Annotated in this window: 25 protein-coding genes; 5 read left to right on the top strand and 20 right to left on the bottom strand. The window is 54.4% G+C overall.

Annotated features, from left to right (window positions below):
- Positions 1 to 31: 31 nt before the first annotated feature.
- The 11 genes from PGR23_RS17340 to PGR23_RS17290 form a co-directional block, all read right to left on the bottom strand.
- Positions 32 to 1,510 carry an EAL domain-containing protein gene (locus PGR23_RS17340; protein ID WP_047065316.1) on the bottom strand — a complete coding sequence of 493 codons (1,479 nt, stop codon included), beginning with the start codon at positions 1,508 to 1,510 and terminating at the stop codon, positions 32 to 34.
- Complete coding sequence (locus PGR23_RS17335; protein WP_047044154.1) at positions 1,497 to 2,402, bottom strand: fimbrial protein; 906 nt, start codon at positions 2,400 to 2,402, stop codon at positions 1,497 to 1,499. Before PGR23_RS17335 ends, PGR23_RS17340 begins: the two co-directional genes overlap by 14 nt.
- Before the next feature lie 17 nt (positions 2,403 to 2,419).
- Positions 2,420 to 2,923, bottom strand: coding sequence for a fimbrial protein (locus tag PGR23_RS17330; protein WP_045396563.1), 504 nt, complete (start codon positions 2,921 to 2,923; stop codon positions 2,420 to 2,422).
- Positions 2,924 to 2,935: 12 nt separating this feature from the next.
- On the bottom strand, positions 2,936 to 3,466 hold the full coding sequence (locus PGR23_RS17325) for a fimbrial protein (RefSeq protein WP_430915644.1): 531 nt from the start codon (positions 3,464 to 3,466) through the stop codon (positions 2,936 to 2,938).
- Positions 3,467 to 3,476: 10 nt separating this feature from the next.
- Positions 3,477 to 6,110, bottom strand: coding sequence for a fimbrial biogenesis usher protein (locus PGR23_RS17320; protein ID WP_396279435.1), 2,634 nt, complete (start codon positions 6,108 to 6,110; stop codon positions 3,477 to 3,479).
- 81 nt (positions 6,111 to 6,191) lie between these two features.
- On the bottom strand, positions 6,192 to 6,878 hold the full coding sequence (locus tag PGR23_RS17315) for a fimbria/pilus periplasmic chaperone (RefSeq protein WP_047078947.1): 687 nt from the start codon (positions 6,876 to 6,878) through the stop codon (positions 6,192 to 6,194).
- A 73-nt stretch (positions 6,879 to 6,951) separates the two neighbouring features.
- A complete protein-coding gene (locus PGR23_RS17310) occupies positions 6,952 to 7,491 on the bottom strand; it encodes a fimbrial protein (RefSeq protein WP_045396575.1) in 540 nt (179 codons plus the stop codon).
- Positions 7,492 to 7,563: 72 nt separating this feature from the next.
- A complete protein-coding gene (gene fimA / locus PGR23_RS17305; protein WP_045373910.1) occupies positions 7,564 to 8,112 on the bottom strand; it encodes a type 1 fimbrial major subunit FimA in 549 nt (182 codons plus the stop codon).
- A 494-nt stretch (positions 8,113 to 8,606) separates the two neighbouring features.
- The gene (fimE, locus tag PGR23_RS17300; protein WP_045373908.1) at positions 8,607 to 9,203 is read right to left on the bottom strand and encodes a type 1 fimbria switch DNA invertase FimE; all 597 of its coding nucleotides are present in this window, start codon (positions 9,201 to 9,203) and stop codon (positions 8,607 to 8,609) included.
- 583 nt (positions 9,204 to 9,786) lie between these two features.
- Positions 9,787 to 10,392, bottom strand: a complete 606-nt coding sequence (locus PGR23_RS17295; protein WP_045396578.1) for a tyrosine-type DNA invertase — start codon at positions 10,390 to 10,392, stop codon at positions 9,787 to 9,789.
- Between the two features lie 833 nt (positions 10,393 to 11,225).
- A complete protein-coding gene (locus PGR23_RS17290; RefSeq protein ID WP_045396582.1) occupies positions 11,226 to 11,837 on the bottom strand; it encodes a LysE family translocator in 612 nt (203 codons plus the stop codon).
- Positions 11,838 to 11,975: 138 nt separating this feature from the next.
- On the opposite strand from PGR23_RS17290, the gene PGR23_RS17285 reads away from it, so the two are divergent.
- Positions 11,976 to 12,449 (top strand): Lrp/AsnC family transcriptional regulator, encoded by a 474-nt coding sequence (locus PGR23_RS17285; protein ID WP_032706451.1) that lies wholly within the window; start codon positions 11,976 to 11,978, stop codon positions 12,447 to 12,449.
- Between the two features lie 36 nt (positions 12,450 to 12,485).
- Here the strand turns inward: PGR23_RS17285 and PGR23_RS17280 are convergent, their stop codons facing one another.
- Positions 12,486 to 12,731 (bottom strand): hypothetical protein, encoded by a 246-nt coding sequence (locus tag PGR23_RS17280; protein WP_063415450.1) that lies wholly within the window; start codon positions 12,729 to 12,731, stop codon positions 12,486 to 12,488.
- 350 nt (positions 12,732 to 13,081) lie between these two features.
- Here PGR23_RS17280 and PGR23_RS17275 point away from each other — a divergent pair, with 350 nt between their 5' ends.
- From PGR23_RS17275 to PGR23_RS17260, 4 genes are read left to right on the top strand one after another with little or no spacing between them, the layout of a single operon-like run.
- Entirely contained in the window at positions 13,082 to 13,648 is a 567-nt protein-coding gene (locus PGR23_RS17275) for a fimbrial protein (protein WP_063415452.1), read from the top strand.
- Between the two features lie 51 nt (positions 13,649 to 13,699).
- Positions 13,700 to 14,383, top strand: a complete 684-nt coding sequence (locus PGR23_RS17270; RefSeq protein ID WP_047044161.1) for a fimbria/pilus periplasmic chaperone — start codon at positions 13,700 to 13,702, stop codon at positions 14,381 to 14,383.
- A gap of 18 nt (positions 14,384 to 14,401) precedes the next feature.
- Entirely contained in the window at positions 14,402 to 16,885 is a 2,484-nt protein-coding gene (locus PGR23_RS17265; protein ID WP_348876493.1) for a fimbrial biogenesis outer membrane usher protein, read from the top strand.
- Positions 16,886 to 16,898: 13 nt separating this feature from the next.
- Positions 16,899 to 17,897 carry a hypothetical protein gene (locus tag PGR23_RS17260; protein WP_047078950.1) on the top strand — a complete coding sequence of 333 codons (999 nt, stop codon included), beginning with the start codon at positions 16,899 to 16,901 and terminating at the stop codon, positions 17,895 to 17,897.
- Positions 17,898 to 17,940: 43 nt separating this feature from the next.
- Here PGR23_RS17260 and PGR23_RS17255 read toward each other — a convergent pair whose 3' ends face one another.
- From PGR23_RS17255 to PGR23_RS17220, 8 genes are all read right to left on the bottom strand, one after another.
- A complete protein-coding gene (locus PGR23_RS17255; protein WP_047044168.1) occupies positions 17,941 to 19,221 on the bottom strand; it encodes an MFS transporter in 1,281 nt (426 codons plus the stop codon).
- Between the two features lie 131 nt (positions 19,222 to 19,352).
- Complete coding sequence (locus tag PGR23_RS17250; RefSeq protein WP_015703350.1) at positions 19,353 to 19,847, bottom strand: flavin reductase; 495 nt, start codon at positions 19,845 to 19,847, stop codon at positions 19,353 to 19,355.
- An 11-nt stretch (positions 19,848 to 19,858) separates the two neighbouring features.
- Complete coding sequence (locus tag PGR23_RS17245; RefSeq protein WP_045396606.1) at positions 19,859 to 20,827, bottom strand: PDR/VanB family oxidoreductase; 969 nt, start codon at positions 20,825 to 20,827, stop codon at positions 19,859 to 19,861.
- 24 nt (positions 20,828 to 20,851) lie between these two features.
- Entirely contained in the window at positions 20,852 to 21,592 is a 741-nt protein-coding gene (locus PGR23_RS17240; RefSeq protein ID WP_047044170.1) for an SDR family NAD(P)-dependent oxidoreductase, read from the bottom strand.
- Positions 21,593 to 21,599: 7 nt separating this feature from the next.
- Positions 21,600 to 22,079, bottom strand: a complete 480-nt coding sequence (locus PGR23_RS17235; protein ID WP_045396614.1) for an aromatic-ring-hydroxylating dioxygenase subunit beta — start codon at positions 22,077 to 22,079, stop codon at positions 21,600 to 21,602.
- Positions 22,079 to 23,383, bottom strand: a complete 1,305-nt coding sequence (locus PGR23_RS17230; RefSeq protein ID WP_015369889.1) for an aromatic ring-hydroxylating oxygenase subunit alpha — start codon at positions 23,381 to 23,383, stop codon at positions 22,079 to 22,081. Before PGR23_RS17230 ends, PGR23_RS17235 begins: the two co-directional genes overlap by 1 nt.
- Positions 23,384 to 23,405: 22 nt before the next feature.
- Positions 23,406 to 23,918, bottom strand: a complete 513-nt coding sequence (locus PGR23_RS17225) for a nuclear transport factor 2 family protein (protein ID WP_396279436.1) — start codon at positions 23,916 to 23,918, stop codon at positions 23,406 to 23,408.
- Positions 23,919 to 23,935: 17 nt separating this feature from the next.
- Complete coding sequence (locus PGR23_RS17220; protein WP_015369891.1) at positions 23,936 to 25,102, bottom strand: acyl-CoA dehydrogenase family protein; 1,167 nt, start codon at positions 25,100 to 25,102, stop codon at positions 23,936 to 23,938.
- Positions 25,103 to 25,134: the final 32 nt, after the last annotated feature.

Below are 25,134 nucleotides of genomic sequence, written 5' to 3'. Positions count from 1 at the left end.
GCGCCAGCTGTGGCTGGCGCTGCTCCGCGATTTACCCGGCTAACCGGCAGGTGGCATGATCCGGTAAAAATCGCTGAATGATCTCTCCCAGATGTTCGCGAGTGACCGGCGGTGAGAACAGATACCCCTGGAAACGATCGACCCCCAGCGCTTTTAGCTGATTAAATTTCTCCAGACTATCCACTCCCTCGGCGATACAGCGGCTCTGCGTCAGCTGGCAGTAGTAGACCAGGCTTTTAATCAGCACCAGCGCGTGCGGGTCGCGCTGAAAATCATTGACGATACTCATATCCAGCTTATAGCCGCTAAAACGCGCCGTGCGCACAGGGAACATGACGCTGCTGTGCGAGAAGCAGTCGTCGAGAAAGATGCGAAAGCCCTGCTGCTGAATATTGCTCATATTCGCCACCGCTTTTCCTTGCTGCTGTAAATCAACGGTTTCAGCAAATTCCAGCACCAGTCGGTCGGCCCACAGTGGGTTCTGTAGCTGTTGCCAGGCGGTTTCCATCATGCGGGCAAGATTATCGTGATGGGCAATGCAGGGAGGGATATTGACCGAAAAATAGAACTCGCCCTGATAGCGATTGATATTCTGCACCGCTTCCTGCAGGACAAAGGCGGTCAGTAATAGCCAGGCGTATTCGGAGCGGATATGCGGGAGAAACTCGCCCGGCGGCAATACCACGCCATCTTTGCGCCAGCGCGATAATATCTCGATGCCCTGCAGGCGTAAGCGGTCATCAACAATCGGCTGAAAGACCGGAAAGATCTGCCGGCTGTGAATGGCGTGGATAAACTCACGTTCGAAGGGGGTCAGCGCGGTCATGCCCTGACCAGCTACGCGTTTGCTTCGGCTGCCCGGAAACCGGCTCGCCAGATGCGGATGATACTCCACCATCTTGTTTAGTCCTGAGGTTCTTTGGTTGTAGAGCGTTTTCTGACTGACGCCGCGGATCTGCGCCTGACTGGTGATGCTGTGGCCATACAGCAGGGCGAGGGTGGCGTTAAGTTCGATTTTGCTTAAGCCCGACGGCGGTTTGCCGCGCGCCAGCGCCTCGATGGCCGAAAGCTGTTGCAGGCCGGGGTAGCCGACCAGGCCGCCTTTCAACAATGCCGCCAGACGGCGGCACGGTAGATCGGAGGAGATTGCCTGCACGGCGGCCAGCAGGCGGCGGTCGCCAACCTGGTGCAGTAAGGTTTGCCACAGCCACGGCGCCGGACTGCGGCTTAAGATCACCATGGGCAAAGGTCGTTTGGCCTGGGTGAGTAACCAGGCGGCTTCGCGCAGGACGAACAGTAGCCACCAGGGATCGTCGGGCAGAAAAACCACAATTTGCCGGACGTCGGCTGGCGCAGATATCGACAGCATGCTCTGCACCCGCGGCTGTAGCCACACCGGATGGCGGCAACCGTCGTCGACCATTCGGGCTAATCCCGCCGCCGCCATGGCGCAGGGCGACAGGATGTAATCCGTTGTCGCCTGCGGGGTATCGGCTTTACTGGTAGACAAACGTCACCCCAATAATCGACTGGACGTTACCCGCCGTCACCTGACCGCTGGTGCGCGCATAGGTAGCGGTCAGACCGAGATTAACCGGTGAAGTGCCGACCGTTCCCAATGAAACATTGCTGTTGGCCGGAACGACGCTACCGTTGCGCGTCATCTGGACGCCAATACCCTGCGCCGGCGAAGCGGAAGCGGTATTGGTGAAAATGGAGTTGGCGCTATCGGCGGTGGTGCCGGAAAGGTAATAGCCAAGATTCTGGTTCTGCGCGCAGTGGACGGTGACCGGCACCGCCATCGAGCCCGGATAATCGGGTAACGTCACGGTCACATCGCGGGCGGAGACATCGCAACCGCCGGTCGGCACAACGACGTCGTTATTGGCGTAAATATTCCACACGAACTGGAAGGAGTCGCTGTTGTAGTTGTTGGTTTGATGCAGGATCAACACGGCAATTAGCGATCCGGCGGTAATCGCCACCCCGCCCGCAGTGCTGACCGGAGTCAGATAGAGTACGGTCGGCCAGGGTTTATCGGTAGTCGAATCGTAGATCACTCGCGAAGTTTCCGTGGTGGTCGGGAACGGATAAGAGGTACCGTTATATTTTACGGTACCGGAAAAGCTCGACAGCACGCCGCCGTAGGCGGATCCGCGCTGTAGCGTCACATAGTCGGTAATGGTTTGCGGATAGTCGTTATGGCAGAAAATCTGCGTCGACAGGTCGACCACCAGGTTTTGCCCTACGTTAACGGCCGGGGTCAGATTGACGTATACGTTGGCCGAGCCGCCGCCGATGGGGATAGTTGCGCCGGTGGCGGTTTTACAGGCGAAGGACCAGGCGTTAATCGACCAGCCCATCAGCAGCAGGGTGGTAAACAGAGCGATGACTTTTTTCATGAACAAACTCTCCTGACTCAGGCGTAGGTATAGGTGACGCTAATCACCGCCTGAATGGTTCCCTGGGTGGCGCCGCCGTTAACCGACAGGGCCCGGACCTGCAGCGGAAAACGCGCCGACTGCGAGCTATCGTCGACCTGAACCGACTTTTGCGCCCCGTTATTGAGCGTGGTGCCGCTGTCGTCCTGTAGTTCGAGCTGGATGTTGCCCGCGGTACCCTGATTCTTGTAATAACCGGTGCTGTCTGCGGTGCCGCTAAAGGTGGCGACGACGCGCGATGTACCGACCGGACAATTGCTTAAATCCAGCGCGGTGCTGTGCCACGCTGAAGCGGAACCTGCCGACACCAGGCTGAAGGTATATAGATCGCCGAGGTCAACATTGGCGTTGGTGGTGGAGACCGTACACGGCTTGGCCACCACTTTGCCGTTCACCGTGATGGTGATGTCGGCGGCCTGTAGCGGGGTAATGTTTAACGCCAGCGCGCCTGCCAGAAGCCATCCTGCGTAGTGTGCTTTCATCTCAGCCTCCGGTTACTGGAATTCAAGGGTAAAGGTGGCAGTGGCATAGACGTGGCCGACGGTCACCGGTACGCGGGTTGCCATCAGCCGGGCGTAAAAACCGAGGGTGTTGGTCTGCCCCGGCGTTAAGGTGGTCCAGGCGAGCGACGAAGAGGGCGCGTTGACCGGCAGCATCGTCTGCTGGCCGTTGAGGATCTGCACCGCCATGCCCGCCGCCGCGGAGGCGCCGCCGTCGATTTTTAACAGGTCGTTATTGTCGCTATCCGGGGTGCCGTTAAAGCCGACTTTTACCGCCGTCACCGAACTGCCGCAGGGCGACAGCACGATGCGAAACGGCACCAGCGGCGTGGTTGCGCCGACGGCGTTAAACTGCTTCGCGGCGTTATCCATCAGATCGACGGTAAACTCTTTCGATTCGGTGGCGACCGCGCAGGCGTTGTCGCGCACGTAGCCGCTGATGGTGATGGTGCTATCGGCCGCAAAGGCGTTGGCGCAGACCAGCGTCAGGACGGCACCGAACAGGTTAAGTGGTTTTTTCATCATCATGCGTTCCTTAACGGCACTCTGCCGATAGCTGGCTCAGCGCCTGTCGCTGACTCTCTTCCGGCAGGCGATAGCTGGCCACGCAGCTGGCGTTCGCGCCTTCGCCCCATTTCACCTGCACGCTGCCGGCGAGCGGCATCCCGCTCAGGTAGACCTGGCCGTTATCGGCCACGATACTGCCGCTCTGATTGCTGCCCGAGGTGACCATCGCGCCAAACGGCACCGGTTTGCCGTTATGGGTCAGCGTCATCAGTAACTTGACCCCGACGTGGGCTTTGAAGTCCGCCCGCACGATAGCGCCGTGAGTAGGGACGACGCTGACCACCGCGTCATCGAGATCGACGTTATCGGCAAGCGTATTGGTATCCAGCGCGACACGATTTTCGCGATATTCGGTGGCGTAAGGCAGTACCGCATAGCCGCGCCAGTCGGTACGCACCCCGGTCTGGTTTTCCACTTTTACGTTGTCGGCGCCCGGCGCTTTCACCAGCACCACCGTGTCATTCAGCGGCTGGCTCAGGGTCACGCCGTTGGCATGGGCCAATACGCCGCCGCTGACGCCGTAGTACAGCTGTTTAAAGCCGTCGCTGCGGCTGTAGCCGACGTTGGCGTTGCCGTAGCCGCCGCGGTAGTTCAGCGCCGCGTAGCCGGTGCCGCTGCTATCGCCTTCGCCGCCGCTGGCATAGCCGGTCTGCACGCTATAGCTCAGGTTATTGTCTTCCAGCAGGGTGCCGTAAAGTCCCGCCAGATTGGTCATCCGGCCATTAAGATCGTGCGACATGCTGTAGCTGGCGCTGGCGTGCCGCCATACCGATTTGCTGTCGGAACGCAGCCAGTGGCTGAACGGAATATTGACGTTGACCGCCAGCATCTGGTCGCGGCCCTGCTGCCAGGCGTTTTTGGTCAGGCTGTAGCTCAGCGTCCAGTTGATGTCGTCCACCGCCGCGTTGAGCCCGGCCTGCAGTTGCTGGTCCGCCTTGCCGGTCGACCAGTAGGTCTGATGGCTGCCGCTCAGATAGAGCGTGGCGGTACGCCCCAACTGTTGGGTCACGCTCAGTTGCACTTTGCCGCGCTTGTTATAGGCGAGGTTGTAGTAATCGGTGAATTTCGGCTTCACCTGGATCACGCCATCCTGGGTCTGTACGTCGTAACCGCTCATCCGGCGGTAGGTAGTATCGGCAAAGCTGTAATAACCTTTAGTGGAGTAGCGATAGCCCACCAGTTGGATATTGGTGCCGACATCGCTCAGCGACTTGTTATAGAGGAAGCGAATCGACTGCCCCTGGTGATCGCTGTCGTCGGGCAGGGTGGCGTTAGCCTGGGTGACATCCAGCGAGACGGCGCCGAAATCGCCCATGTTTTTCCCCACGCCGAGATTAAAGGCGCGGTAGCGGTCGGCGAGCTGAGTGCCGCCATATAGGGTCCAGCCCGCAGGCAGGCCGTGTAACACGGTACTCTGAAAGAACTTCGGCTCTTCCTGCTGAGCGTTGCCGCTGCGGTATTCGCCGGCGGTCAGCGCGTACCGGGTATGCCCTTCGCGCTGCAGTACCGGCACCGTTGACCACGGCACGCTAAAGACCTGGCTGGTGCCGTCGTTTTCTTTAATCGTCACCTGCAGATCGCCGCCGTTGCCTGCGGCATACAGATCGTTAATGGTGAACGGGCCCGGCGGTACTGTGCTCTGGTAAATCTCATAACCGTTTTGTTTGATCGACACCTGCGCGGTGCCGCGGGCGATACCGTGGATCACCGGCGCAAAGCCCTTCTGGCTATCCGGCAGCATGTTGTCATCGCTCGCCAGCTGGGCGCCGCGGAAGTTAATGCCGTCGAAAACATCGCCGTTGGTGTAGCTGTCGCCGAGGGTCAGGCGCGAGCGCAGCGGCGTGATGTCGCGCTCAAGCCAGGTATTAACATGCTGCCATTTATTCTCATTGCTGGAACTGCTGCCGCCGCTGCTGTAGCTCCACGTGGTGTTATCACGTAGTCGCCAGGCGCCGAGATTAAGGCCGCTTTGTAGGTTTAAATAGGCGTAATTGCTGCTGCCGCCGGTATCGTTATGGACGTTGTTGCCGGTGAAGTTATAGTTCAGCAGCCCGGCGTTGATGCCGTCATCCCACATTTCAGGCGGAATGTAGCCGCGCGCGCGGTTGCCCATAAAGGCCTGCGGCACGGTGAGGTACAGGCGCTGCTGGCCGACATCGAAGCGCGTCGTGGCATCGGTGATAAGTTCGGTCAGCGGCACGCAGGCGTCGGCGGCGAGGGCGTTCATCCCGGTCACCGCCGCGGTGTTGACCCCCATGCCCGCCAGCTGGCCGCGGGTCAGGCACGGGCTTAACCCATGGCCTTTTTCGCCGCGGTTAAATGTGACATCGCGAGTGGTCATAAAGCCGTCATTAAGGTAAATATCGACGCGGTAGGTGCCGGGCGGCACCTCTTGCCCGTTTTCAAAACCGGAAAGATCGGCCACCGCCGCAGGATCGTCAGCCAAAAAACGCGGGTTAAAATAGAGTTCAGCCTGCGCGTGACCCGCCTGCAGGACAAAACAGAGCGCCACGGGAAATTTCGCCATGGTCAAAATAGCGCGCGGGCGGAGCCAGGCGCTGCGGGAACCAAAACGGTCCTGTCCATATTTGAGATGTGACATAGTCCCTCCGGTCTGAATTCGCCCGGCTGTCAGTTCTTATTGTTATGCGCGGCATGGCCCGCTCGGCGGGCCAAACCTGTATTAGCGCAGCACGCCGTTCATTTTTGGGGTCAGCGCGCCGTAATCATTAATCGTGCGATAAGTAATGTTGCTACCGGCATCCGGCGGCAGCTTGACGGAGGTTTTGCCCATTGGCGGCACCAGCGCGTTTTCCAGCACCCGGGTGCCGGCGTTAAGTTCGGTGACGGTCAGGTAATAAGGAGTGGGGTTAGTCAGTGTTAACGACGAACCGCTGCGGCTAAAGCTCAGCTTTTCCGCCGCCTGATCCGGCGGCAGCGCCAGTTTCGCCGGGCGATAGTAGAGCTTGATGCGGCTGATAATCGCCAGCTGCAGGGTATTTTCGCTCAGTTTGGATTTATCCATCGATGGGATGGCTTTCACGTTAATCCAGAACAGACTTTCGCGATCCTGCGGCAGTTGTTTATTAGTGGCGTCAATGATGCGTAGGGTATTCTCTTTTTTACCCTGCATGGCGAACAGCGGCGGCGTAATCACGAAACGGCCGTCTTTGCCGCCGTCGGCGTTTTCCACCCACGACTGAATCAGATAGGTGCTGCTGTCGTCATTATTGGTCACCCCTAACTGAACCTGTTTTTGCCCGGCCGGATAGATAACCCGCGTGGCGCCGAGCGCAACGCCGGCCTGAGCCCAGGCGGAGTAACCGCTTGCGGCTATCATCAATAATCCCGCCAGTAGTCCGCGCGTCATCCCCAGTCTCTTTTTCACGTTTACCCCTTTTGTACTCACCGTTGTTTCCTGTTTCCGGATGTCTGCTGGTTAATTACTGATAGGTCAGAGAGAACCAAACTTGCGCGTTTGCCGCTCCCCCGGTGACCTGATTGCCGGTCGCCCGATATTTGGCTACGAAATGTAGCGTGGTGGGGCCGGTATACAGCCGCCGCCAGGCGCCCGGCGGGCTATTCAGCGGAATCAATTGATCTTCTTTATCAAATAACGCGATGCCTACGCCGGTGGCGATACCCGGTCCTTCGCCAACCGAGAGCACATCTGGATTTTTGCCATCAGCCACGCCGCGAAACGACACGCCGACATGCTGGCTGACCGCGGTGCTGCAATCCTGAAGGTGAATATCGAATGGCACGGGGTTGGCATCTTCCCCGGCTGAATGAAAGCGATTACTGCTGATCTGCCCCATATTGACGGTCATCTGCTGGTCGCCGGCTTCAACGCGGCAGGACTCGGCGATGATGACGCCCTGAAAACGCATGTTTCCCCCGGCGACCGTGACGTTCCAGTGGTTGCCGGCCAGCGCCAGCGGCGAAAGCAGAAACATCAGCAGACCTGTCTTCACTCCTTGCATCGTTATCACCCCAATCCCGTAGTGGATAACGGGCCATCCTGGCCCGGAATGCTTCCCTGTCTGATGTTTGAATTACTCGTATTGCACTTTGAAGGTGGCGTCTGCGTTAGCAGTACCGGCAGTAGCCGCGCCAGTGGCGTAGTAACGCGCCTGGAAAGGAATGATGTTGGTGCCGTCGTTCAGCGTGGTGGCCGCGCTGAAGGTTGCGCCATCCAGGCCCAGCGGAGTGCCGGTTTTGTCGAGGATCTGTACGCCGACGTTGGTCGCGCCGCCAGCAGCGGAGCTCTGCAGAGCCAGAACGCTGGTGTTGGTGCTATCAACCGCGGTACCAGAGAAAGCCACAGAGGCTTTAGTGGCAACAGTGGTATCACAGTCGTCTAACTGAATGTTGAAGCCTACAGCGGAGCTGGTGCTGCCCGCGGTAGCCAGTTTTGCTGAACGAACCTGGCCTAACTGAACGGTCTGATCGATAGAACCGGCATCGACTGCACAGGCTGCGTTGACGATTTCTCCTTTAAAATGCACTGTACCGCCATTTACCGTGGTGGTATCGGCCAAGGCCGCCGCGGAGCTCAGGGACAGAGCTGACAGAACAACGATTGCCAGTGTTTTGATTTTCATGCTGTTTTCCTTTAAACAAAATCGATATTACGAACCAAAATTGGCAGCCGTTTTGCCTTCCAGGCATTCCATAAATCAGCCGAATGGTGCGACTGCCGGTTCTGCACAGTTTTCGCCCCACTGATGAGTCAATTGGGGCCATTTTGACTCATCGGGATTTATGGCTTTTATTTTGTTAATGCTGATATATTTTTGGATTTATATACTGATAATTATTTGTTTTGTGGATTTAATAACTGCTTACCTGCCGGGCATGGAAAAACGGCTTGTTTGAGTTCAATGTTGAGAAGCGGGCGTATGGGAGAGAGTCTGACGAGGATAAGTAAAGAAAGGTCGTTGGAGAATTTAATGAAAATCAATTAGATAAAATTTTTTTTGATGAAATATGCACTTGTCAGTTGCAAAAGATTACAAAACATTTTTATGATATAGACAGTTTGGCCCCAATTGACTTGTTCAATATTAAAAATTTTCCTTTTTATCAATTGGTTATCTTATTTCTTTCGCGCTTGTAAATTTTCCTCCAAAAGGTTGTTTCTTTCCCAAATCCCGGCAAAACGTGCTGCATTACTTGCGGTGTAACGGACAGTGTGGCGAATATTACGATGTCCGAGATAATCTTGTATCAAACGGGTATCAGCCCCTCTTTCAGCTAGCTCATAGCCGCAGGCGTGACGCAGCATATGCGGATGCGTATGGGTGACGGTACCGGCTTCTTCTCCGGCAGCGCGGATAATGCGATAGGCCTGTTGGCGAGAAAGCGGCGTACCGCGGCGCGAGATAAATAGCGCGTCGCTTTTGCCTGCGGCCTTCCAACTGGCCCGTTGTTGCGTCCAGCGCTCTATCGCTTCGCGCTCATCAAAACGCAGCGGGTGCACGGTAGAGAAACCGTTCTTTAAACGCCGTACATTGATGCGCCCTTCGTTGAGATCGAGATCGCGATAGTGCAGATCGAGTAGTTCACTGATACGCATCCCGTGGCGAAACGCCAACAGGATCAGACAGTAATCCCGTTCACCGGTTGGGCCGTGCTGGGCCGCCTGCATCATTGCCTGTACTTCTTTGGCGGTGAGAAAACGACGTCGGTTCACAATTTTGAGCTCCTGAATTTACGTTTACTTATAAGGGATATCCTGAGAAAAAGATCCCAGGATGGATAAAAAATAATCTGAATGCAAAGGCCGTATTATTTGAAGGGGCTAATGACAAAACAGGTATCACATTACATTTACACATGCATAAATTATCGCCACGCGATAATTCTTATTTTTATCTATTTTATTCTTTACCACAATAGAGCCGCGCCAGGTCGCTGGCAGGTGCATAAAATAGCAAGGAAAAAAGTTAATGCCAGCTATTTATTGAACGGAAAACATGTGCTGAAAGGATTAATTTAACAATAAATAACGAACTTATATCCTGATAAATTACAGGTGCATAGAAACGTTTTTTTTCATGTTCTAAATAAGAACTTTTAAGAACAATAAACATATTTAACGTATGGTTAATTTTTATTAATGTTTTGCAAGAAAAAATCTATATATGAGGTAAGCTGCTTTTTATCGCAGCCTAAACAGAGCAAATTTGCAACAGTCTTGCCGGGGATAGCGGGCAGGGGCTGGCAGTAGTAGGGGGGAACCGATAACGAAACGCCATCCGTGGCGTAAGGTTACCTTACTGGAAAAGCGACGTTCTCTGCTTCTCACGGGATTTATCCCAAATCCCGTAAAAGCGTCCGGCGTTGCTGGCCGTGTACCAGACGGTATGGCGAATGTTACGGTGACCGAGGTAATCCTGGATAAGACGCGTATCGATACCCATATTGGCCAGCGCAAAGCCGCAGGAGTGACGCAACATGTGCGGATGAATTTCCAGCGGTAATCCTGCCTGATCGCCGGAGGCGGAAATAATCTGGTAAAACTGTTGGCGTGAAAGTGGATTACCTTTGCGTGATAAAAATAACCACTCGCTGGTGGATTGCGGATATTCATCACGAATATCCAGCCAGCGCTTTAGCGCCTGGATCTCTTTATTAAGCAACGGATGAGTGGTTGAGAACCCTTTTTTTAAACGGTGGATATAAATACATTTTGAGCGTAAATCAATATCTGAAATTCGCAGTCGGCAAATTTCACTGGCACGAAATCCATGAATAAAACAAAGCAATGTCAGGCAATAATTACGAGCAGCATGTGGTCCACTATTGGCAGCGTTAAGTAGTGACTCGATTTCATTCTGAGTCAGGAAGTTCCTTTTTTTTATTTCGCTATTATTCTTCATTATGTTCCCTTTCTATTGCAGGCGTACATTACTATCCCATAGGCTCTGGTTGGCCTATTACAGGATCCGAAGATAGGTTTCGCATTTTATGAGTAAGCATGATGCGGATCGTTTTTAATATCCCTCAAGTTACAAGGACTGTATCGCGGCAACGCTGCGCGAAATCCAGTGGGTATAATGAAGTCTCCCCGCCGCCGGGGTGAAGTGCGCTGGCGAATTTTTGATGCGATGCGCTCAGGCATTTGATGTATATCGCTTTTCCTGGGGGTTTACACGTCCTGTTCATCCTTTCTCCTCTTGAGTATGCGCGCTTACAGCAAGGTCATTGACTACCAGCTGATAAACTGAGTCCTGGCTGGATAACGTTGTGACCGTTATCCATGAGGATAATTGCCTCAATAAACAGGTTGGTATTGCGTAAATGTTTTACCGTAGGCAAACAGCGTCAGGCACTTGCTAGCATTCACTGCAACACGACAACAGCGATTAAACCATACTGCAAAAATCGTAGAGAGAATAGCGTTAATAAATGTGCAGACGTTTCAAAGAGAGATTTTACTTATTATCGAGCAGTCGGAATTTTCCGCTCGAGTAATCAGTTAATGGATGACTAAATCGGAGTTTTTCAGCAGTTTTAGGAAGTTATCGATGTTGGCCATTCAGCCGTAACCACTTATGATACATAGATAATTCATCTTCAGGAGCTCAGGGAAATAGATGAGCCAGCTTCCGTGGTTTAGCAACTTAATAGCTACCTGTGACCCACGATTATATTTGTTGGTAAGGCCATGCGGCGCTAAAGAAGTTACCCTATGAGCGCCGCTGCTTACGAATTATCTTAACTGCTGGTAGAACAGGATAATAGCGATGGCAATCATAATCACCCCAGAAACCATGCTTACTCCCTTAGCCGCCTGCGGGCGGGCTGCCAGTACCGCGCGCGAACCGTAGCCGACCAACAGATAAATTAGCGTACAGGTCATCAGGTGCATCGCGCCCAGCGCCGACATCTGCAGCGCCAGCGGCCAACTGCCGTGCGGATCGGTAAACTGCGGTAGCAGGGCGAGGAACAACAGAAAGACTTTTGGATTAAGGCCGCTAATACATAATCCTTTCATCGCCCACGCATTCCAGCTGCCAGCCGATTGTTGCGCCGCGCCTGGCGCCGCCGGATGGCGTAATATCGTAACCCCGAGCCACAGTAAATAGGCCGCGCCCGCCAGCGTGATCGCCGATAGCGCTAGCGGATGACCGGCGATTAACACCCCGACGCCAGCGACGACGATAATGGTCGCCAGTAAATGGCCTGACATCAGTCCCATCACCGCCGGAACGACGCGACGACCGTTGATACCGGCGCTAATGGCATAGGCCCAGTCGGCGCCAGGGGTAATAATCAATAGAAACGAAACTATCCAGAAGCTGGCGATCAGGCTCATTTCCATCAGCAACGCTCCGCAACGATATTAGACATCACACACTCGCAAAATTAGGTTATCGTGTGAGAAAGAATATCGACATAGAAGCGAAATGAGCTTTCAATGTTATGTTGAAAACCGGCGATTAAAGAGAAAATCTTCCAAATGGATAGCATAGATCGAAAAATTCTTGCTGAGCTGCAGGCGGATGGGCGTCTGTCGATAACCGAACTGGCGGAGCGGGTGAATTTGAGCCTTTCTCCTTGCCACCGACGTCTACGCGCACTGGAGCAAGAGGGGGTAATCACCGGCTATCGCGCCAATCTCGATCCGGGAAAAATGGGGTTCAATTTTCTGGCTATCGTGTTCGCCACGTTAAAAGAGGGCGATAAGAAAGCGGTCAGCGCTTTTGAGGAGGCGGTGGCGGAGATCCCGCAGGTTGTGCTGGCGCAACGCTTGTTTGGCGATCCGGACTACCTGATGCACGTCGTCACCCGGGATCTTCCTGCCTTTCAGAAACTCTATGATGACAAACTATCGGCGATGCCGGGCGTGCAGCATTTACGCTCAACGTTGGTGATGAAGACGGTGGTGCAGGATCGTCCTTTCCCACTGGAGACGTTAAACGCTTCCCGCTAATGCCCTGTGGCAGGGCATTAGCGCTCGTATGGCGAATCACCATTTCTCATCACGCGCGTTCTGACGACCCTCACGGCGGTTGTCGCGTTTATCTACGCGACAGCTCATGTTGCTCTGTTGATCGTTTCTCACACAGTCGTGTTTTTCTTCGCGTCCACTCTGGCGCGCATCCTGACGGATATCACGGGCATCCTGGCGTTTTTCCGCGCGGTAGGTGGCGTGCGCGGTGAGCGTCGGCAGCAGCAGGACGGCGGTAAGCAGAGGCAGGATCATTTTTTTCATTGTCGGAACCTTAAATATAAAAATAAATCACGGAAGGTTATAATTGTGGTTCGTAATCTTATGTAAATCGACACAAAATGTGCTGAACTCTCCTTTTTTTAGTTTATTATTAAACAAGCTTGGTAAATTCTCATTTTATTATTCTCGTTGCTACGTATTTTAGCTTATTACGCTAAAGAGATTACGAATATGGCATCAGGGCTCATTCGCTTTAAGTATTTGCATTGATTTTTATCAACGATCCTTATTCATCCTATTGTGGCGGATATTTAGCCATGCGATGCTCGCGGCATGAGATTTTTCTCAGTCCCCGCAAAGTTAAATGGAATTGTTAATAAAAGGAATATTATATGAAACGTTCAGTTATTGCTGCTGCAGTATTTTCAACCGTGCTGATGAGTGTTAATGCTTTTGCCGCGGTACCAAATGAAGAGCAGGGTGAGTTAGTTATTATTGGTAATGTTATTAATTCTTCTTGTCGTTTTGAAACCGATTATAGCAGTACAATTCAATTGGCTGATGTTGATGCCACCCGTTTTGCCGGCATGTCGGCCGGTCAAGTCTTATCCGGTAATTTCGCCACCAGTAGCGATCCATTAACTATTGTTTGCCCGGAAGGCACAGTATTGAAATCGATTGATATTAGTGGCGGGACCTATACTGCCGGCGGCGTACTTAATCCTATCGCGACTACAACTTCTGCTAACGGGGTCGGTTTTAAATTAAAACTGGGTGAATCGGAGATTAATGAAAATACCATGTATGACGTCAATAATTTGCCGGGGGCGGTGACTTCTATGGGCAATGGCGTCTATCAAATGAACTTCTCTGCGCAATACGCCCGAATTAATGCCGCCACTCCGGTGACCGCCGGTGAAGTCCGCTCGGTGTTAACGATTGCCGTCTCTGCGGAGTAAGGACCTGTGCCGGCGCTTCGCCGGCAATTATTGTGCTAAGGGTGTGGTGCTATGAAACGGATTTTATTAGCAGGTTTATTTATCGCTATGCAGCCCGCGCATGCCGGAGTGGTGATTTTCGGTACCCGGGTGGTTTATCCGGCTGAGAAACAAGAAGTGGTCGTACAGTTGATGAATCATGGCGCCCGCTCTTCACTGGTGCAGTCGTGGATTGACGATGGCAATACCTCGTTGCCGCCGGAAAAAATCAACGTGCCGTTCCTGCTGTCGCCGCCGGTGGCGCGCATAGCGGGTAACTCCGGACAGCAGCTGCGAATAAAAAAATTAGCCAACAAACTTCCGCCAAACAAGGAGTCGCTGTTTTATCTCAACGTACTCGATATTCCTCCGAATACGCCAGGAAGTGAGGGGGCGAATACGCTACGGTTTGCCATGCAAAACCGTATTAAGCTTTTTTATCGTCCTAAAGGCATTGCGGCGGTAAATAAAGATACCTTTAAAAATATTTCGCTGTCTTCCCGAAAAAACGCTCTGCATATCGCCAATGGTACCGCAAATTGGCTGACGATTACTGAAGTTAAAGTCAGTAATGTTAAAGTTAATGAGCGCAGCGTGATGATTGCGCCGTTATCCAGTCAGGATGTCATTTTAAAAAATAATCTCGCCCGCCAGTATTCGCTAACGATGATTGATGATAATGGAAACTTTATTAGCGACAGGCTCAATGTAAAATAATAAATAATGGAGTTGGCCATGTTAAGGATGACGCCGCTTTCCTCAATGATATTGTTGGTTTTATTATCCGGTCAGTTGCAGGCCGCCGAAGAGACTTTTGATACCAATTTCATGATCGGCGGAATGAAAGGTGAAAAATCATCAAGCTTTCGCTTTGCGGATAATCAACCACTTCCCGGTGAATATGAATTGGATATTTACGTCAATAAGCAATGGCGTGGTAAATATCCAATCGTAGTCGCCAGTAATCCGGATGATACCTGCCTGTCATCAGCATTATTAAATCAGTTGGGAATCAAAGCGGATAGCGCGCAGATGGCAAAGGATAACCAGTGCATGACGCTAAAATCCGCGGTGCGCAGCGGTAGTTATACCTTTAATATCAATATTTTTCAGCTTGATTTAGAAATTCCGCAGGCCTACGTGGAGGATCTTGAGCGCGGCTACGTCGCGCCGGAAAGTTGGGACCGCGGCGTTAACGCGCTGTATACCTCTTATTATTTGAGCCAGTATTACAGTGACTATAAAAATAACGGCAATAACAAAAGCACCTACGCCCGCTTCAATAGCGGGCTGAACCTGTTGAGCTGGCAGTTGCACTCTGATGCCACTTACAGCAAAGTCGATAGCGGCAGCGGCGACTGGAAAAGCAATACCCTGTATCTGGAACGCGGCTTTGCGTCGATTTTAGGGACCTTGCGCGCAGGCGACATGTATACCTCTGCGGATATGTTCGATGCGGTACGCTTTCGTGGGGTTCGTCTGTTCCGCGACATGCAAATGTTGCCAAACTCAAAACAGAACTTCACGCCGATCGTGCAGGGGATTGCCCAGAGCAACGCGCTGGTAACCATTGAGCAGAACGGCTTCACCGTCTATCAGAAAGAGGTCCCGCCAGGGCCTTTCGCGATTGCTGATTTACAACTCGCCGGCGGCGGGGCGGATCTTGATGTCACTATCCGTGAAGCCGACGGCTCGGTAACCACCTACCTGGTGCCTTATTCCTCGGTACCCAATATGTTGCAGCAGGGGGTATCTAAATATGACATTGCCGCCGGGCGCAGCCATATCGAAGGCGCCAGCAATCAGGAAGACTTTATGCAGGCCAGCTATCAATATGGCCTGAACAACCTGCTGACCCTGTATGGCGGTACCATGCTAGGCACCGATTATCAGGCTTTCACTATGGGAACCGGATGGAATACCCATCTCGGCGCGATATCCGTTGACGGCACCTGGGCGCGTAGCGATCAGGATAACGGTACTTTTGAAGGACAAAGCTATCAGATTGCCTACAACAAATACCTCACCCAGACTAAAACGCGTTTCGGAATGGCGGCTTATCGCTATTCAACCAGCGACTATCGTACTTTTAACGATCATGTTTGGGCGAAGAACCGTAATAGTTATCACCATGATGATAATGATGTTTACAACATTGATGACTATTATCGCTATGATTTTGGACGTAAAAATAGTTTCTCCGCCAACATCAGCCAGTCGTTGCCGGAAGGGTTGGGGTCTTTTTCACTGAGTGCCTTATGGCGTGACTACTGGGGAAAAAGCGGCAGCAATAAAGATTATCAGCTGAGCTACTCTAATAACTGGCAGCGGGTTTCCTGGACCATTTCGGCCAGCCAGACCTATGATGAAGATCATCATGAAGATAAGCGCTTTAACCTCTTCATTTCGATTCCGCTTATCTGGGGAGAGAGCGACAGCGTACTGGCGCGTCGTTTGACGCTGTCGAATTCGACGACCTTCGATAATGACGGTTTTGCCTCCAATAACACCGGCATCAGCGGCACAGGCGGCCAGCGCGACCAGTTTGACTATGGCGTGAACTTTAGCCGTCAGCAGCAAAACCATGAAACCACCGCCGGCGGCAACCTTACCTGGAACGCGCCGCTGGCGACGCTGAGCGGCAGCTACAGTCAGTCGTCGAAATATACCCAGGCCAGCGGCAGCCTGTCAGGCGGGGTGGTGGCCTGGTCCGGCGGCGTCAATTTCGCTAACCAGCTTTCGGAAACCTTCGCCATCATTCAGGCGCCGGGCCTGGAAAATGCTTACGTCAATGGTCAGAAATATCGCACTACCAACGGTCAGGGAACGGTCATTTTCGATCACGTATTGCCTTTCCGTGAAAGTTCGCTGCTGCTGAATACCGCCAATACGCAGAGCAAAACCGAGTTGATTGGCAACCGTAAAGCGGTCGCTCCGTACCGCGGGGCGGTGGTGCTGGCGCGGTTTGATACCGATCAGCGTCAACCCTGGCTTATTCACGCCGAACGCCCGGACGGTACGCCGCTTAAATTTGGCTATGAAATTGAAGATAACGATGGACAGAATGTCGGCGTCGTCGGCCAGGGCAGCATGCTGTATATCCGCACTGATAACGTTCCGCCGTCGATTACCATCGCGGTCGATAAGCAGCAGGGCCATTACTGCACCATTACATTTAAACATACCATTGATGAAGGTAAGACCTATGTCTGCCGCTAAAAGGACGATTTTCATGAAATGGATAATTTTGCTGGTATTAAGCTTATGCTCTTTTTTAGCGCGGGCGGGGAACTGCGATGTCACCCCGGATGTTAAATCGCTGACGGTGGATGCTAGCGGTAATTACACATTTAAACCGCTGGCGGCCAGCGGCGAATTGAATGTCCAAAACAGTGATATTCAGGCCGACGGATTTCACTTTATCTGCCAAAGTCCACAAAACGTCAGCGTCTCGGTAACCTCGACGCCCCCTGAAAATAAAGACTTCTACGTGGTGGTTGGCAGTAAAACCTATGTGATGGAGTTTTCTCTCGATCCTGCAAAACTCAACGCGCTTGCGAGTGGCAACATCCGCAAAAATCAGAGTTATAACTTAGCGGATATCTTCAACAGCGTGATCGGCATTCGCTATGCGATTAAAGAAGGTACCCCTACCGGGACGCAGGTCAGGCCAGGAGAATCATTTCCGCTGCTTTACTCGATGCGTTTTGAATACTGTAAAGGCGATAAAGAATGCCATGTGATAACCATCAATTACACCTTTAACGTCACTCTGCAGATTAATATTATGACCTGCGGTTTTAATGTCCCGAACCGTCTCATCAATATGGGCGATTACAGCTACTTCGACATTAAAGAAGACAAAGCGCAATATCGCATGGAAAGCGTCGATATCGACTGTAGCCAGGACGAGTCGGCGGTATTCGAACTGACGCCGGGCAAAATTGATTATTACTTTGTCGCCGCCTCCGGCTTTGCCGGCACCAGCAAAATATTGAAGAATGACGATCAGGATGCCGCCACCGGCGCCGGCGAAGTCGGTTTTCATCTGCGCGATAGCCAGGGCGGGGAACTCCAGTACGGCAGCGGTTTCCTTTATCACTCCGACGAGGAGGCCCGGCATGGCAGCAACAACCCGATCTATCTGCAAATCAAGCCGATGAAATATGGCGAGAATATCCGCGGCGGTACGATTAAAAGCCGGGTCATTATCGTGGTGAACAATAACTAGCCCTCTGTACCGCGCGCCTTCCTTTGCGCGCGGTGTACGCGGTTTACGTGGTCGCGACCGGTTCAGGTCGCAACTGCTGCTGGCGAATACTCATTAGCGCCACCAGCGCCAGTAGCGCGAAGGCCAGCAGCATCAGCGCAATGGGGATATAGCTATCCCACATCATCAGAAAAGCCACCGCCAGCATCGGACTAATACCGCCGGAAATCACCGCCCCAATCTCATGTCCCAGCGCTAGCCCGGTGTAGCGTACCTCCACCGGAAACAGATCCACCATCAGACACGGCTGCGCGGCAATCATCGCGCCATGGCACAATGGCAACGCCAACAGCATGGCGAGCAGCATCGCCGGGAAGGTGTGCATATTCAGCAGCCAGAAGAAGGGGAAGGCGACCAGCGCCATACCTATCACGCCGATATAGTAAAGCCGCTTACGGCCAATGCGATCGGAAAGCCATCCCCAGCCGAGAATCGTGGCGATCTCCACCGTCATGGCGATGGTGACCGCCGCGATCAGGTCGCGGGTGTCGATGCCAATATGTTTGCAATAGACCACTGAAAACGTGAAGAAGATATACACCGCGCCGTTTTCCGCCAGCCGCAGGCCGATAGCCTGTAATATCGCTCGTGGATGATTTTTAAAGGCGCTGAGCACCGGTAAATGATGGGCCTCATTTTTGCTGTCGTTTTCTGCTTTGCGCGCCACGAATTCCGCGTTCTCCTGGATATTACGGCGGATATAGACGCCCACCAGAAAGATAAACAGGCTGAGCAAAAACGGAATACGCCACGCCCAGGACATCACCTCTTCCTGCGGTAGCAGCTGCACCAGATAGAATGCCAGCGAAGAAAGAACAAACCCGCCGCAGACGCCCACCTGGCTCCAGGCGGTGTAGTACCCTTTTTGGCTTTCCGGCGCGTTTTCGCTCAGCATTAATACGCCGCCGCCCCATTCACCGCCGGAAGCCACGCCCTGTACAAAGCGCAGCGTAATCAAGGCGATTGGCGCCAACACGCCGATGTGAGCGTAGGTTGGCAGCAGGCCAATTAAGAACGTACTGGCGCCCATCAGCGTCAGGGTGATGATCAGCGTCATTTTACGGCTGTAGCGATCGCCGAGATGGCCGAATATCACGCCGCCGAGCGGACGGGCGATAAAGCCGATGGCGAAACCGGAAAAGGCTAAAAATGATCCGAGCAGCGGGTCATTACTGGCGGGGAAAAACAGCGGCCCGAAGACCAGCGCCGCCGCGGTGCCATACAGGAAAAAATCGTACCATTCCAGCGAGTTGCCGAGAAAAGATCCGATGATTAATTTGCGCATAGGTTGCGCCGGGGGGACCGTTGTACCGCTCACAGCTCCAGACATAAGGTTAACTCCAGTGCAGGTGAATCAGGCGGCGCCTGCTGGCGCCGGGCGATGGGTCGGCAGGGTTTTTATGGTTATGATGAAACTTAACGGCACGACGCCATGCTAAGGGTGTGGAACTGGCGATTAAACCAGACCAGCCCGTCGCTGGGGTTGCCGAAGCGGATCTGTTTGACCTCGCAGTAAAATACGCTGTGGCTGCCCACTTCGTGGCTGTCGGCAATGACGCAGTCGCAGTTCGCCACGGCGGAAGCCAGCGCCGGTGAACCGGTCTCCAGCGCCAGCCATTCGTCGTGCAGGAAGCGTTCTTCAGAGCGGATTTGGCCATTGGCGAAAATCCCGGACAATTGTTGATGCTGACCGGAGAGCACGTTAACGCACAGCACGCCATTGTGCTGGAATTTGCCGTGCGCGAAGGACGAGCGGTTCATACATACCAGCAGCGTCGGCGGCGAATCCGTCACGCTACACACCGCCGAAGCGGTAAAGCCGAAGCGGCCCGCCGGGCCATCGGTGGTAATGATGGTGATCGCGCTGCCCAGCTGCGCCATGGCATTACGAAAATCAGATGTCAGGTTCATAGTAATACCCGTTATTTCAGTTTGACGTATTCGAAGCCTTCAATAACCAGCCGCGGGGTTTTAGCCCGCGAACAGCACAGCAGGATCTGGTCGTTATCTTCGCGTTCTTCTTCGGTTAAATACTCGTCGCGGTGGTCAGGTACGCCGCTACAAACGTTGGCGAGGCAGGTGCCGCAGACGCCCTGTTGGCAGGAGACTTTCACTTTGATGCCGGCCTTTTGCAGCGCGGCGACGATGGTCTCGTTTTCGCCGACGGTAACGCTAAGGTTGAGTTCCGGAACCTCAACCTCAAAACTGCCGCCGCTGGTTTCTACCTCGCGGTTGAAATACTCCTGATGCAGCCGCTCCGCGCTGAAACCGCATCCCTGAGCCGTTTCATTAATCCACGCCATAAAACCCTCCGGACCGCAAACGTACAGGTGGCCGGCGGCGGCGTGAGGCGTCAGGAGTTCCTGAGGGCGGATCCTGCCGTTTTCATCGCTGATATGTAGCTGAACCTGGGCGCTAAAGTGGCAATCCGCCAGCTCGGCCAGAAACGCCATTCCCTCACGGCTGTGGCCGCAGTAATGCACTTCGAAGGATTTCCCGGCGCGAAATAGCGTATCGGCCATCGCCAGCATCGGCGTGATGCCAATGCCGCCGCCGATCAGAATGGTATGGGGCGCCGACATCTCCAGCGCGAACAGGTTGCGCGGGGGGCTAATTTGCACCTCGTCGCCGGGCTGTAAAGCGTGCGCCGCCAGCGAACCGCCGCGCGAGGCGCGATCCTTGAGGATCCCCAACCGATAGCGCTGCGGGTGATGGGCGCTGCCGCACAGCGAATACTGGCGCACGATGCCATCGCCAAGATGCAGATCGATATGCGCCCCGGCGCTAAACGAGGGCAGGGGAGCGCCGTCCGGCGAGGCCAGCGTCAGGACTACCACCTCGGCTCCCTGAATTTCGCGTTCTGTGACGCGTACCGTCAATGTTTCAGCCATAGTTTTTCTCCACCCGCGAAGGGCTTAACGCATATAAATGCCGCCGTTGATGTCCCAGGTCGCGCCGGTGATAAAGGTGGCGGAGGGCGCCGCCAGCAGTTCTACCGCGCGGGCAACCAGCAGCGGATCGCCAAGCCGCTTCATCGGGATCATCTCCAGCAGCGCCGGCATTTTCTCTTCCGGCACCGCGGCGCGAACGGAAGGAAGATCCAGCGGCCCCGGCGCAATCGCGTTGACGCTCACCCCGTCGTTGCTCAGGGCGCGGGCGAAGACTTTGGTCAGCGTAATAATGCCGCCCTTGGAGGCTGCATAGTGGGCGCCGGAGGCAGTGCCGCCGTTTTGCCCGGCCAGCGACGCGAGGTTAATAATGCTGCCCCGCTGGCGCTGGCTGAAATAGCGGCCGATGGTCTGGCAGCCGACAAAGGTACCGCGCAGATTGGTGCTGGTGACGCGATCGAACTCCTCCACGTCGATCTCCATGATCGGTGTGGTCAGGGTTAAGGCGGCGTTGTTGACCAGCACGTCGAGTTCGCCGAAGCGTGCGCGGATCTGCGCCAGCGCGTCGCTGAACTGTTGCGGCTGGCGAATATCCAGCGCCAGCGGCAGCAGCCGTTGCTGGCTGGGATCGATCTCCTGAGCGCTACGGGTGACCGCATCGAGGTTGAGATCCGCCATCGCCACCTGATAGCCCTGTTGCCAGAGATGGCGGCTGATAACCAGCCCGAGGCCGTTGGCCGCGCCGGTAATAAGTACGCTACGTGTCATAAAGTCCTCACAGGATGTAGCCAATGCTATGCAGGTAATCATCGCCGTTAATCAGGCGCACGACCTTTTGCAGGATACGGAAACTGTCGCCCTCCGGCGCCAGCGTCCAGGTGACGTCAGCGGCGTAGTGCTGTTCATTGCCCTTGCGGTACTCGTAAAGGAATTGGGCGCAGCGTACTTCGACGACCTCATCGCTGGCGCTGAGCAGGCGATAACGGCCGCTCATGCGGATAGTGCGCGCGCGCGGGGTGGTGGAGATCGATTCGCCGCTGTATAAACGCTGCACGCGTTTTTCCCGCATCTCGTGGTTGTCGTAGGCGTAGTTGAGCACGTTGGCGAAATCGGTGGTCTGCTGGTCGATGGGAATGATGTACATTCCCTCGGTGCGCCACAGCGCCAGCCATTCACGAAATTCGCCTTGATCGAGCAGGTCCGCTTCCAGGTTAATAAACTGAATGGCGGCGTTGAGGATAGGTGATGTGTTCATTATTGCCCCCGATTGTCAGCGGTCATGTACTTTTTCCATTGTTGGTAAGCGGCGCGCATGCCGGTTTCGGCGCTGACGTCGCTGCGCAGGCCGTCGGCGGTGCGGACTTCGCCGGGCAGGCCGCGGTTGAGCATGATCCACAGATCGTCGCCCGCGCCGCCGCCGCGCTGCACCCGCTCCCAGGCCTCTGAATCATCGGGGGTGCCGAAGCCCATCGGCCCCTGGAAGTGTTCGTGCAGCCGCAGGCGCGCCTGGTTGGCGATCGCCGGGCCATCTTTCATGGTCAGCACCATGTGATGAATTTCCGTCTCTTTTACCGATATCGGCTGCAGCACGCGGAAGAAGGCCATTGAACAGGCGACATTGGGGAACAGGTTAAGGTTAAAACCGCTGCCGCCGACCGCGCGTACGATGCGCCGCACCTGCTGCTCGTCGTGGCCTTCCTCGCGCAGGGCCTGGGCCAGCTCGCTAAAGCGTTCCGGGATTGGCGCATCGAGATTGGCTTCCAGATCGATAAGCTCGGGGATCATCACCATCACGCTGTGGCCATTGCCGAGATCTTCCACGAAACCTTTGCCGTCGACGAAGTTGAGCATCTCTTCGGTCTGTTTATCGACCGAGCTTAAAAACGACTTATGAACGATCGGGAAGTGATAGCCGTCGGTGGTATTTTCCAGCTGGATTTTCCAGTTGCCGGGAAAGCGAAAACGGTGCGCGGTGGTGGCCTGCAGCGCGTAGCCAGCCCCCTGTTTCATGAACAGATCCATCCATTTCATCGCCGGGCCGAGGAAGTCGGTCAGTGGCTCAATGTCGTGGTTGAAGCTGGCGAAAATCATTCCGGCGTAGCTTTCAACGCGCAGGCGCACCATGCCGAGCTCAGATTTGTTCAGCGTATCGCCGTAGCTCTCTGGATGCGGTACCCCGCGCAGCGCGCCGTCGAGGCCATAGCCCCAGCCGTGATACGGGCAGGTAAAACCGTTCGTTTTCCCGCTGCGATGTTCGCAGACGGTGGCGGCGCGGTGGCGGCAGCGGTTGAGCAGCACGTTGATATTGCCTTTGCGATCGCGCACGACGATCACCGGTTGGGTACCCACCATCGAGGATTTATAGCTGCCGGCGTCAGGGATTTCGCTCTCGTGGGCGACCCATACCCAGGTACGGTTAAAAATGTTGTCGATTTCGAGGTCGAAAATTTCCTCGGAAGTATAGAGACAGGTATGGACCCGGTCGCTTTGCACCAGTGCCGCCAGCGTTTCGGCGGTATGGCTGGTATCGATATTTTTTACCGGAATACATTCAGACATTGTCACTCTCCACATATCTCTTTTAATGATCATCAGGCACCGGTAAATCGGCGAGCGAATGCCAGTCATCTACCGGGCGGCTAAATAAATTACGGGTGGTAAAATGATGAATTAACCACTGTTGATCTTGTTTAATAAATTCAATGACGAGCTCCGCGCTATTTAAATGCGAGCCGCCGCGGCGAAACGTTGAAGCTTGCAGCATTTTCCAGCGGCCGACCGCGCGGTTATTTTCGTCGACGCGAATATGCTCGGCCGTTAAATAATGTACGTTGATGGCGAAGTGTGACGGCTCGCTAATATAAGCGTTCATCATCCCGACGATCGCCGCTCTGCCGCAGTGGCACCCGAGCTTGTGTTGATATAATTCGCCGATACCTTCCCAAATAGCCGTTTCGCTAAATAGCGCGCCAATTTGCCGGGCGGTATCCGGATGCGTCAGGTCATCACAGAGATGCATATACTGGCTGATGGCGTTTCGGATTTGCACTACGGCTTCCAGCTTTTCCAGGCGTTGCAGCATTTCTTCATTCATTGCCGGCTCCGTATAACTCATAAATAGCCTGGCTGCGGCGAGTGGCCGAAGAACATATTGCCGGCGTTGATGTATGTCAGCTCGCCCATAAAGGCGTGCTGGGTGATGACCATGGAGTCGCGGGCATAGCGCTGAAGCGGGCTGCGCATCGATATGCCCGGCATCCCGGCCAGTTTCAGCGCGCGGGTGGTAACCGACGCAGAAACTCGGGTAATGTGGGTGGAAGAGAGGCGCATGGCGTTAATCCGCTCTTCTCCCGGTTCATCGCCGCGCAGAATCGCTTGCCAGACATCGTCGATGGCGTCGTAGAACCAGCAGCGCGCCGAACGAAGATCCGCTTCGCAGTGAGCGATTTCCATCTGCGCGAATTGGCGATCCGCCAGGCACGGCGCGCCGGTGACCGAGCTCTGGCGTTCGGCAATGGCGTAAATTTCCGATAACGCCGCGCGGGCGATACCCAGTGCGACCACCGACAGCACCTGAGTGGCCAGCGACAGTACCGGATAGCGATACAGAGGGCCTTCGAGGTTAAGTTCGCCGCCGCGAATAAAGGTCCATTCCTGCGGCACGAAGGCATTATTCAGCACTACGTCATGGCTGCCGGTACCGGAGAGGCCGACCGTATTCCAGACCGGATCGATGGTGAACTCCCCGGCGGGTAGCACCGCGATGCGCGGCAGCGGACGATCGCTGCCGTCATCGGTCAGAATGCCCACGCCGATAAGTTCGGCGCCGCTGCAGCCGCTGGCGAAGCTCCAGCGCCCACTGACGCGGTAGCCGCCATCCTGAGTCGTCGCTTTTTGCGGCGGGAAGATCCCGCCGGCAAAGACAATATCCGGCCCGTGGCGGTAAAGCTCATCGAGACTGCTCGGCGGTAGGCCGCCAAGATAAAACGGATTCATGCCGAAACTCGCCACCCAGCCGGCGGATCCGTCCGCTGTTGAGAGCGTTTCAATTAACTGACAAAACTCCGCAGGTGATATTTCATCGCCGCCGTAGCGTTTTGGCACAAGCGCGCGATAAACACCGATCTTTTTAAAGCGGGAAATAATATCCGCTGGGATATATTTCTGCTGCTCGAACTCCTCGCTGCGCTTTTTAATATCTGCGAGTAATTCGGCAAACTCTATTGTCGTGGCGTGCAGGGTCTTTTCCGCACGCGAAGTTGCAGAGGGGTTTAACATGCGATTTAGCCTCTTCCAGTTAATGAAAGTAC

The organism is Klebsiella sp. 141162 (genome assembly GCF_050600755.1).
Classification (GTDB): Bacteria; Pseudomonadota; Gammaproteobacteria; order Enterobacterales; family Enterobacteriaceae; genus Klebsiella; species Klebsiella aerogenes.
The sequence above is the reverse complement of the archived record's forward strand: the minus strand, read 5'-3'. Positions and strand labels throughout refer to the sequence as shown.